Raw genomic sequence first — 11,338 nt, forward strand, 5'->3', positions numbered from 1 at the left:
TCGTGTTTTTCAGTTGTGTAGATGTTCTTATTTTCCATTTTATCCAAGCTAATTATATCTGTCTAGCTTTTCATTTTTAAGAAACATAGGGAGATTTCACAACTTACAATACAGCGGACGAACACAAGTTTTCAAGAAAACGAAAGATGGCATAATCCTTTATTGAAAAAGTGGATGGAAGAATACCCCTTAAAAAAAAAGTGGGTGTCCCAAAAGTAGAAAATGGGACACCCTCATTTTAAAGAGTCCAGTATACAACTTTTTTGTCACTTAACCGGATTGACCCCCTAAATTTGGACACATCCTATCTTAATTTTAGGTTATTCTCAAAATTTCTCGTTTTTTCTTGGCAAGAAGACAAAATCCTCTTGCCTTATACGCGAACTTCTTTGATGATTAACGATTCCGTTTGCGCTTTTTTGTAAAATTCACGCGGTGGAAGATCGAGAATACTCGAATGAATCCTTCGCTCGTTATAAAATTTCATGTACTCCATCACGGCTTGATAAGCTTCTTCATAGCTGTCAAACGCCATTCTTCCTAGACATTCCTCCTCCAGTAAACGATGAAACGCTTCAATATGTGCATTCATATTCGGCGTCCGTGGTGGAATCCGTTCATGTTCGATTCCAAATCGCTCACAGGCAGCTTCAAAGGCATGAGAAATAAATTGCGGGCCGTTGTCTGTCCGAATCACAGGTTTATTTGCCTGTTCAAATTGCTGACGCTTGAATAACGCTCTTTGAAGCGTCTTTACGGCATCGCTTGCTGAACAACTCAACCCAATATGGTAATCAATTACCGAACGGTCATACACATCGATGAGCGACAAAACAAAGAAAAAGCGTTCTTCTCCTTCGATATATCCGTATTTCACGTCCATTTCCCATAACTGATTCGAGCCTGTAATAATGCGATTTCGAGCGAGTTTCTTCGGATATGGAATCCGTTTCTCTCGCTGCGGACGTAGTAAGTCCATCGCTTTACACAATCGATATACTTTTTTCTTACTGATCACAAGCTGATGGTCTCTTCTTAACTGAATGGTCAGCTTGCGATATCCGTAGGCAAATCCTTCTCCCATCACAAGCTCAGAGAGCCATTCTTGGATTTGTTCGTCTGACACTTTTTCGCCAGTTGCCGTTAGAGAGTAGCCGGGTGTTGGACGTCCCCCACCTACTGTTTTCTTCTCGACTTTTCCGTTCTGCTGATAATAGTTAAGTCCATATAATTGTGTAAAAAGGGAAATAGAAAAAGAGCCATGTTGCTTCCCCTTTGGTAGAATAAACAGTGGACCAAAAACACCAAACATAAGGAGGAATGCAACCATGGCTCAATATCATATTACCCTAAATGATGAACTTTTGCACGGGTTATTCACCAGAGATGAGGGATTAGCTAAGCTATTGGAACAAGTCCTGAATCAAATCCTCGAGGCCCAAGTAGAAGAACAGCTGGGGGCTCGCCGTTATGAACGGACGGAAGAACGAAAAGGCTATCGAAACGGTTCGTATCCACGCCAGCTGACGACCCGGGTGGGACGGTTGACCTTGCGCGTTCCACGGACAAGAGATGGAGAGTTCTCTACGGAACTGTTCCAACGGTATCAACGGAGCGAACAAGCTCTGGTACTGGCACTCATGGAAATGGTGGTAAACGGGGTGTCTACCCGAAAAATCACTCAAATCACGGAGGAATTATGCGGCACTTCGTTTTCCAAATCCACGGTTTCCTCGCTGTGCAAGGGGCTGGATCCGATTATCCAAGACTGGAATCACCGTTCCCTTCATGAACACGTGTATCCGTTTGTGCTAGTAGATGCTATTTATACGAAAGTCCGGGAGGATGGACGAGTACGCTCCAGAGCCGTGTTGATCGCTACAGGAGTGAATGAGGAAGGATATCGGGAAATTCTTGGCCTGCAAATCGGAAACAGTGAATCGGAGTCCAGCTGGAGCGAGTTCTTCGGATGGCTGAAAGACCGGGGACTCCGGGGAGTGGACTTGATCATCTCGGATCAGCACGGTGGGCTGGTGCAAGCCATTGAAAAGCATTTCCAAGGCGCGACATGGCAGCGATGCCAGACACATTTTATTCGCAATATCCTCGATGCCGCACCAAAGTATATGCAGGATGCCTTGCTCGAGGAGATTCGTGGGATTCTTCATGCCCCAAACAAGCATACGGCCCGACTGTTATTGGAACAAGTGCTGGCCAAATGGGAAGAAAAAGCCCCAAAAGCCATGCAAATCCTCGAAGAGGGATTCGAAGACGCCACCGCCGTATTGGACTATCCGGACCGTTATCGGCGGCGTCTGCGTACGACAAACGGAGTGGAACGGCTGAACGAAGAAATTCGCCGCAGAGAACGGGTCATCCGCATCTTTCCGAACCGGGAATCGGTGTATCGCCTCGTAGGCGCCGTGTTGATCGAAATGGACGAAAAATGGATATCGGGACGCAAATACCTGGATATGTCCGACTATTGGCAGTGGCGGAAAACGAAAGAGCAAGAAGCTCGATCGGTGAATCAGGAAGTTTCGGAGATGAAAAGAGTAGGGTAACCCCTTCGCTGTGTCAAGGAGAACGTGGAATACCGGAGCGAAGCGAGGATATGCCGCGAAAGCTCCTTGACACGCCTGTTCCTTGACAACATGATCGTTTGTCCGGGAAGGCGACTGGCAGGGAGACTTGCCGGACTTACCTACCATACGTCAAGTCTCAGGTCCATGTTGTCTATCAAAGGGGAATTTACACAATAATTTGGACTTGACCTCACTTGTCAGGTGCAAAACAGTAAAACGCAGGTTGAGTCACAGATAAAATCGCACAATTTTCACAATGAATTCACAGTATAATTCAAATCAATAAAAGAGCTTGAAAAACGTTACAAGAAAACGTTCCAATCTCTTTTATATTTAATGTAGGTTATTCAACAAAGCACCCGTTAGCCAACCATGAAGCGAGCTTCATCACAGATGATGGAAGTTAATTCTTTCTTCCATGGGAGTCAACCATGCCGCATCTATGTGGCACCAGCAATGATGAAAATACTGATTTTTTGTATAATTTAGTAAAAAAACATTGCAATCATTCTACCGTGTGATTATAATAAATAAAAAAATTCCATATATCTTTGTGATGATGAAGAATAGTAGGCATGGCGGACACTTCAGAGAGCTGATGGTTGGTGCAAATCAGTGTGGAAACCATGTTGAATGGGCTTCGGAGCAACCAGACCGAAATTTAGAGTAGGTTTTGGCGGAGAGTCTCACCGTTAAAAGAGACAAGGTATCGAAACGTAATTTATGTTTCCGTACCCTAAAAGTGCGTTTGTTGTTTTACAAACGAACAAAGGTGGCACCGCGGCTTTCCGTCCTTTGGCAAGTGGATGGAAAGCCTTTTTATTTAGTTGTCTAAAAGGAGTGATTAGTCATGGAAGACGGCTGGTGGACGTTTTTTTCAATTCAAAGCATTAAAACTACAACAAAATGGAGGGATTTCGATGAATAGGGGAATATTAGTATCAGGAATAAGACCTACAGGAGAATTACATTTGGGTAACTACTATGGTGCAATGAAGAATATCCTTGAATTACAGGAAAAGTACAATTCATACTTTTTTATCAGTGATATTCATTCACTAACTACTCACCCTAAACCAGATGATTTAACGAGAAATGTTTTGGAAATTGCTAAAGATTATTTGGCAGCAGGGCTCGATCCAAATAAATCTACATTTTATGTCCAATCCTCGATTGCAGAGGAAATATGTGAATTGCATACTTATTTAAGCATGGTAATGCCATTAGGGGATTTATTACGTTGTCCGACATTTAAGGAAAAAGCAAAAAAACAACCTGATAATGTCAATTATGGATTAGTAGGTTATCCAGTTTTGATGGCAGCAGACATTCTTATACACAAAGGAAAATTTGTGCCCGTCGGCGAAGATCAATTGGTTCATTTGGAAATAGCAAGGACCATTGTACGTAGATTTAACCAACTCTATGGAGATATTTTTCCTGAACCAAGACCGATTGTGGAAAATGCTGTTCGTATTCCTTCTCTTTCAGGGAAAGGGAAAATGAGTAAATCCGATAACGCCGACAGTTATATTAGTATGAAAGATGACAATAAAACCATTCAACGAAAAGTAAAGAAGGCATATTCTGACCCTACTCGTATCTATAAACATCAAGCAGGTAACCCTTCAAAAGAAGGGTGCAACGTTTATCATTTGCACACTTACTTTACTGAAAAGGAAACGTTAGAAAAGATTCAGCTCCAATGCAGTAATGCGACGATAGGGTGCGTACAATGTAAATCCATTCTATCCGATTCGATCAATTCCATCGTTGGACCGTTCAGAGAAAAAAGAAAAAAATTGTCAGATAGTGATGTATATGATGTTTTAGAACACGGGAAAATGAAAGCGAAAGAGTCATCACAAAAAGTGATCAGTGAAGTTAGAAAGGCAATTGGATTAAGGATGTTTTAAGTGATTTAATAAGGTGTATCGAATAGTGATACACCTTTTTCTTCATCAATTTATTAACGGTTTATTATGACTAACTGCTTCGTTAGCCAACCATGAAACGAACTTCACCACAGATGATGGAAGTTCATTCGTTCTTCCCAGGGAGACAACCATGCCGCATCTATGCGGCATCATCAGAATAATGAAAAATTCATTTTCAGGATAGACCTCCATGTCGTGCTTACGGCACTAGCAAATGATGAAAATACTAATTTTCGGGATAGTTAAAAAAGAAATGGGTGTAAGCAAAACACCCGCAAAATGTGCGGGTGTTTCTGCTTAAATAACCATATCAATAATTCCATTAATCCATTCAGAATTTTCTTCGATTCCGAGCTTATTGTAAATTATCATTTTATTTCAGCATAAAACGCCCATTTTTTTGCACATTCTTTCAGAAAGCCCTCTCCCCTTTTCTGAAGGAATGTGCTAAATTTTTTGTGAATTGTTTCGGACGAAGATTTCCATTCGTTTCAAGGAGAGGGGGGGAGGAAGTGTGATCCAGTTTCACGACTTTGGCATTGACATTCAAACGTATACGGATCGTGGGAAAGGGAACGATTTTCCCGACGTGAACCAATGCCCCCACTGTCCATCCCGCCGCCCCTTGCATCGTCACGGATACTACCAACGCTATGCGTTGACGGCAGAGGGGGAGTATCGCCTTTGGATCGCACGATACGCTCGCGAGAGTGTCGCAAAACCGTGAGTGTGCTGCCTTCTTTTCTCCTCCCGTATGTTCAATATACACGGCCGGTCATCTGGCAAGCGGTCAAAACGTGGCTCGAAACGCCAAGGCGAGGAGCGAAGACCAAACAGGTTGGTTTTCCCACCAAGGAGGTCATCTTGTTTTATGTCCGACGATTTTTACGGAATCTTTCCCGCTTGCATCACGCGGCGGTGAGAAGGTGGGGGATCATCGGCCCTGTGGGGAACGCAAGAACAGAACGGGCGGTTTGGTGGATGCAGACCTTGGAGGGACGGGGGGTGGGCTTGATCATCCAAGACCTGTGGACAAACGAGAGGTGGCATCCGTTTGCGGATCAAATTGCTTCCTGATTTTCTACTTAACACCAAAAACGGAGATGGTTGATGTTCCCACAAACCCTTCCTCTCGACGAATCTCGAGCCGTTTCGTAAGATAGGAGGCAGAGGGACCGGAACGGTCCAACATCACAGGGAGACAGGGAGGAGATCCGGATGGATGAATCGATGAGACACGACATCGCGCTGTTTCGGTACGGGCTGATCGCTCCGTTGGTGAATGGCCAGGTGGAGCCCAAAGCGTATTTGAATGAGGTGGGCGGGCGAGTGCATTCGATTCCTCATCAAGGGGACAAGCCCATTGCGGCGAAGACGATTCTGGATTGGTGCGCCCGATACAAAAAAGGGGGCTTCGACGCCTTGAAGCCGAAGCGCCGTTCGGACCGCGGCCGCTCCAGACGTCTGTCCCCCGATGATGAGGATCATATTCTAGCATTGAGGAAGGAACATCCCACCATGCCCGTGACCCTATTCTACGAACAACTCACCAAGCAGGGGGACATTCCCACCACCCTCTCATACTTTACTATATACCGATTGTTGAAAAAACACAACCTGGTGGGAAAAGAAATCTTGCCGATGCCGGAGCGAAAGCGTTTTGCGTATGACCAGATCAATGAGCTATGGCAAGGGGACTTATCCCATGGACCCACGATTCGCGTCCATGGGAAAGCCCAGAAAACGTTTTTGATCGCGTATATCGATGACTGCTCGCGGTTGGTGCCGTATGCCCAATTTTTCCCTTCGGAGAAATTTGACGGGCTGCGGATCGTCACAAAGGAAGCGGTGCTTCGTTGCGGGAAGCCGAAACGCATTTACTCGGACAACGGGAAAATTTATCGGTCCGAGGTGCTGCAGTATGCGTGCGCCGAGATGGGGATTACACTCATCCACACCCAGCCGTATGACCCGCAAAGCAAGGGAAAAATCGAACGGTTCTTCCGCACCGTACAGACACGGTTTTATCCACTGTTGGAGCTGAATCCGCCGAAATCGCTTGACGAGTTGAACGAGCGTTTTTGGAAGTGGCTTGAAGAGGAGTATCATCGAAAACCGCACGCCTCGCTTGATGGGAAAACGCCGCATGAGGTGTTTCAGTCCCAAGTGGAACGAGTGGTGTGGATCGAAGACATCGATTGGCTGGATGCGATTTTTCTGAAACGGGAGCACCGCAAGGTGAAAGCCGATGGCACGATCACCCTGAATAAACAGCTATACGAAGTGCCGCCTCGGTTCATTGGGCAATCGATTGAGCTCCGCTATGACGAACGAGGCGTCTATGTGTACGAAGAGGGCAAACGGGTGGCGGAAGCCATTCGGGTGCGTATGGAGGACAATGCCTATGTAAAGCGCCATCGGTCGCCGTTTGCGGCGGTTTCGGCGAAGGAGGGCGAACAGGATGTATAAAACGTTTTATTCCCTCTCGCGGGAGCCGTTTGCGAAAGAAACCGACCCGTCTGAGGCGTATCAAGGGACAGCGTTTCAAGAAGCGCTGCGGGCGCTGGAGTACGTGAAACGAACCCGGGGGATCGGGCTGTTGATCGGAGAGCCGGGGGCGGGCAAGACGTTCGCCCTTCGGGCGCTGAAAGAGTCATTGAATCCATCATTGTATCATGTCGTCTACTTTCCGTTATCCACCGGAGGCGTGATGGATTTTTACCGTGGACTGGCCTTGGGATTAGGAGAGGAACCGAAGTACCGCAAGGTAGATCTCTTCCGCCAAATCCAGCAGGCGATCGAGCGATTGCATCATGAACGGCGGATCACGCCGGTGTTCATTTTGGACGAGATGCATTTGGCCAAGGATGCCTTTTTACAAGACATCGCCATCTTGTTCAACTTTGAGATGGATTCGACCAACCCATTTGTCTTGATTTTGGCCGGGCTGCCCCATTTACAGGGGAAGCTGCGGCTCAATCAGCACCGCCCTCTCGACCAGCGGATCATCATGCGATACCGGATGGGGCCGCTGGAGAAGGAAGAGGTGGCGGGCTACATCGAGCATCGGATGAAACAGGCCGGGGCGAAGCATCCGATCTTCACCCCATCGGCGTTAGAGGCGATTGCCCTGCAGTCGCGGGGATGGCCTCGGGTGATCAACACGTTGGCCACGACGTGCCTGTTATACGGGTATCAGCTGAAAAAGGACGCCATTGACGAAGAAGTGGTGCGCATGGCCGCAGAGGAAATGGGGTATTAGCACGAAAGGGGCCGAATCGGCCTCTTTTGTGCTTTCTCTTTTCCATCGGTCCATCAGGCGCGCTGGAAATCTTCATCTGAAAGAGCGTGCAAATGTTCCGAAAGAATGTGCAAAATCCGCAATAATCCGCAAAAATTTTGCACATTATTTCAGAATCCATCTGAAATAATTTGAAAAAGGGATTCTGAAATAATGTGCTAATTTACACTTATTACAAAGATTTTTATGAACTCTTTTAAATTCTGGAACTATACTTTTTATCACATTCATCATTTCAAGGGGATTTCTACCACATTCCCAACTTTCAAGGAGGGAAAGTTGCCAAGCTTCTAGCTTGCTTCTTTCCCCTTCGTATTTTGCCCAATCACCAAACGTATTTGGTTGGATTCCTGCTTCCATATACCAAGCTGTTGCCATTGATAAACGTAAGTTGTCAATACATTTCAAAGCATAATAATACTCTTTTCTCATTACTCTGCGATAAGCTTCATGAAAATACGCAAAAAACTTTGTTTGCCAAAGTTCCAATTCTTCAATTGTTGGTTCATAGGATAAAGCCATTGATTTATCTAAAATATCTGCCAACATTCCATCCGTATCTTTTATAATTTTTATATTTTTCAACCATACGGAAGGCTGAATGTCTTCAGGTTTATAATAAAATGTATCCACTTTAACGAAACAATCATAGTGAGCGATTGAATAAGTTACAAACGGACCTAAATCCTCAAAATAAAGAACATTTCCCCACTTTTTAGGGCGATTTTTTTTTGTTCGAGATAAATGCTTGGAATTTTTCAGGTAATACAACGATGCGGAGGTCAATGTCGGAATATAAATCCATGTTTTCACTCCCGATTGAACCACCATAAAAAACCGCTAATACATCATCGTCATTAAATAAATCTTTTTCAATTGCAGTCATTAAATCTTGACGATGCTTTGGAATTTCTAAATCTCTTTCTTTGTGTCTAGTTACAAATCCACACATTGAATAACAACTCCCCTAAAATATATTTTTAGAATATAAATCCATATTGATTTTAACCCGTGGTGCTAGTTGAGTGTCAGCGCTCAACCAGCCCTAGTGTGACCAAGGAATAAGCCAACAAGATGCCATCGAGTGCCACTTCAAACCCGGCCATGGAATTCGCTCGAATGTCGGTGATCCGGTATTGGTCTACGAGAATCGAAAACACCGTCTCGATGACTTTGCGTTTTTTCCTGATCCATTCTTCCCATGCCTTGGATGGGCCGTGCTTTTGATTGTGTCGAGACGGTGTCCAGAACGCGGCTTGGTGTTCTTCGTACAGCTTTTCTCGAAGAGCGTGGCTGATGTACCCTTTGTCCCCAAAGTTGTAGGGATGAGGGATTTGAGTCATCACCGTTTCAGCGGCTTTGACGTCGTGGCAGGACGCTTCCGTCACGACATAGCCCATGGCCAGCCCTTGATTGGTCACTTGAAGATGCAGCTTGAAACCGTAGTACCATTGCTTTTTGGAAGCACAATACCCCATATCCGCGATCCCTCGAAACCGCTTGACGCGCTGCATTCTTGCGGGATGGCACAACGGAAGAGGCAAGCTGTCGACGACCGCATAAGCATGGTGTTGGCCACGTTTCGCCAGCTCATGACGGATCCATTTGATGGCGAAACCAAGCGCCCGGCAGCGGCGGTTGTATCGGGAGCGTTCAAGAAACGAGCCGTTTGTGAACAAATTTCCCGTGACAAAACGATGCCAGGCTCGTTCGGAAGAAAAGCCCAGCAGCTTCCCCAAAAGGTGAACCGCCATGACCACTTCGTCTTCTTGCTTGACCAAGTGACGGTTGCGGCGATGAAGATACATTTGAATCAACGACAGTTGGGCAGAAACAAAACAGAAAATAGCGGCATATTGTTTTTGAAGTTTGGCTGGATCTGTAGTAAAATGAAAGTGCTCTTGCATGGGGGATCTCTCCTTTCGAATGTTGGGTGACACTTTCATTCTACTGGAGATCCGCCAGCAAGGGCTATTTTTATGCTTGATCAAGTTTATCTAGCACCACGGGTTGATTTTATATATTAGATACTGTAGTTGAGTAAATTTACTAACATAAATTTACAACCAAACAAAAAAGGAGACATGAACCCGACTCCTTGGTTAAAATAGATGTGCTAACCAACCATTCACAAGGAGGCTCATGTCTCATGAATAGATTAGCACATCATCAAGGAATCCACAAGTTTTTCATGGCGTTGGGGTTGGCGCTTTATTTCTCGAAACCGGTCATCAAGCATCTCGTTCATATTGTGGATGCCTTGACGACCAAGGGATTTTCGGGAACGTTGACCGATGTCCATCACTGGAGTTTTCATCCCAACCATCGAACAACGCTCAGCCATTTTTTCACGAAAAGCCCTTGGGATGAAGAGACGTTGCTTCGCAAACTCCAGCAATGGATCCTTCATCGCATCAAGCGAATCGCCAAACGGGAGAATCAACCCCTTTTTGTTTCGATTGATGATACCATTTGCCAAAAAACGAAGCCTTCGTCACGGGCCACGCACGCCATTCAAGGGTGTGATTGGCATTTCTCCCACAAAGATCATCAATCGGTCTGGGGGCATTCGCTCGTTTGGCTGATGGTACACACCATGACTCAGGCATTCCCGTTCGCGTTTCGTCTTTATGATAAGGCGGCGGGAACAAGCAAAGTCGACCTAGCGATGGAGATGCTTTCTTCGCTCAAGGTGAAGCCGGATCATCCGGTGTATGTGCTCATGGATTCATGGTATCCGTCCAAAGAGCTCATCGAAGCCTGCCTGAAAAAGGGATTCCATGTCATCGCGATGCTCAAGACGAACCGAATTCTCTACCCGAAAGGCATCGCCGTCCAAGCCAAGCAGTTCGCCCGCTATCTCGAACCGCGAGACACCCGCCTCGTCACGGTGGGGAACGAGCGCTATCGTGTCTACCGCTACGAAGGTGCGCTCAACGGTCTTGATGATGCGGTGGTGCTGCTTACTTGGAAGGCTGCTCAGCCGATGACACCCGAACATCTTCATTGCATCTTGAGCACCGATCGGGAGCTGAGTGACGAAGACATCTTGCGTTACTATGCCCAACGCTGGTCGATCGAATGCTTTTTCCGGCAGGCAAAAGACCAGCTGAAGCTTGATGGGTACCGTGTTCGCCACGTTCGGGCGGTCAAACGGTATTGGATCACCGTGTTGTTGGCTTGCGTGTACAGCATAGCCGAATCTCAACAAGACCTCTCCGCCGGACTGGAGCTTCTTCGATCGCGGAAAGGACACAGCCTAGTTGAGTTCATTTACAACGCGGCGAAGCAAGATATTCCCATTGATGTTGTCAAAAAACAACTCCATGTCGCCTAAGGGTTACCCTGTTTGTCTCTTTGTTAATGGAAAATATTGTAATGAAAATTACTCATCTACAGTTAGATATTTAGCATTTGATTCCTTCTTTAATTATACTGCCCGTTAGATGCCCATGCATCGCTTCGCGGCATCACAGATGATGAAAGAAATTTTATTCTTCCATAGAAATCAAATA

The 11,338-nt window shown here is 45.8% G+C and carries 8 protein-coding genes, 1 pseudogene and 1 other annotated feature; of the genes and pseudogenes, 6 read left to right on the forward strand and 3 right to left on the reverse strand.

Annotation, left to right across the window (positions count from 1 at the left end):
• Window positions 1–373: 373 nt before the first annotated feature.
• Complete coding sequence (locus CWI35_RS09545; protein WP_119877699.1) at window positions 374–1,330, reverse strand: IS3 family transposase; 957 nt, start codon at window positions 1,328–1,330, stop codon at window positions 374–376.
• Here CWI35_RS09545 and CWI35_RS09550 point away from each other — a divergent pair.
• From CWI35_RS09550 to CWI35_RS09570, 5 genes and pseudogenes are all read left to right on the forward strand, one after another.
• Entirely contained in the window at window positions 1,329–2,564 is a 1,236-nt protein-coding gene (locus CWI35_RS09550) for an IS256 family transposase (protein WP_119877700.1), read from the forward strand. The two genes, CWI35_RS09545 and CWI35_RS09550, sit on opposite strands and share 2 nt — an antisense overlap.
• Window positions 2,565–3,132: 568 nt before the next feature.
• Window positions 3,133–3,384: a binding site (T-box leader), on the forward strand.
• Between the two features lie 172 nt (window positions 3,385–3,556).
• Complete coding sequence (trpS, locus tag CWI35_RS09555; RefSeq protein WP_240432106.1) at window positions 3,557–4,501, forward strand: tryptophan--tRNA ligase; 945 nt, start codon at window positions 3,557–3,559, stop codon at window positions 4,499–4,501.
• Window positions 4,502–5,036: 535 nt separating this feature from the next.
• Window positions 5,037–5,599, forward strand: a pseudogene (locus tag CWI35_RS09560) (DUF6431 domain-containing protein).
• Between the two features lie 141 nt (window positions 5,600–5,740).
• Window positions 5,741–6,991, forward strand: coding sequence for an IS481 family transposase (locus CWI35_RS09565; protein ID WP_020755153.1), 1,251 nt, complete (start codon window positions 5,741–5,743; stop codon window positions 6,989–6,991).
• Window positions 6,984–7,784, forward strand: coding sequence for an ExeA family protein (locus CWI35_RS09570; protein WP_119877702.1), 801 nt, complete (start codon window positions 6,984–6,986; stop codon window positions 7,782–7,784). Before CWI35_RS09565 ends, CWI35_RS09570 begins: the two co-directional genes overlap by 8 nt.
• A gap of 144 nt (window positions 7,785–7,928) precedes the next feature.
• Here CWI35_RS09570 and CWI35_RS09580 read toward each other — a convergent pair whose 3' ends face one another.
• Together CWI35_RS09580 and CWI35_RS09585 are read right to left on the reverse strand one after the other, a co-directional pair.
• Complete coding sequence (locus CWI35_RS09580; protein WP_306418285.1) at window positions 7,929–8,636, reverse strand: hypothetical protein; 708 nt, start codon at window positions 8,634–8,636, stop codon at window positions 7,929–7,931.
• Between the two features lie 215 nt (window positions 8,637–8,851).
• On the reverse strand, window positions 8,852–9,730 hold the full coding sequence (locus CWI35_RS09585; RefSeq protein ID WP_004439648.1) for an IS982-like element ISGsp1 family transposase: 879 nt from the start codon (window positions 9,728–9,730) through the stop codon (window positions 8,852–8,854).
• Window positions 9,731–9,972: 242 nt separating this feature from the next.
• On the opposite strand from CWI35_RS09585, the gene CWI35_RS09590 reads away from it, so the two are divergent.
• Complete coding sequence (locus CWI35_RS09590; protein WP_081133251.1) at window positions 9,973–11,160, forward strand: IS701 family transposase; 1,188 nt, start codon at window positions 9,973–9,975, stop codon at window positions 11,158–11,160.
• The last annotated feature ends 178 nt before the right edge of the window (window positions 11,161–11,338 follow it).

Source organism: [Bacillus] caldolyticus, from assembly GCF_003595605.1.
GTDB classification, from domain to species: domain Bacteria; phylum Bacillota; class Bacilli; order Bacillales; family Anoxybacillaceae; genus Geobacillus; species Geobacillus thermoleovorans.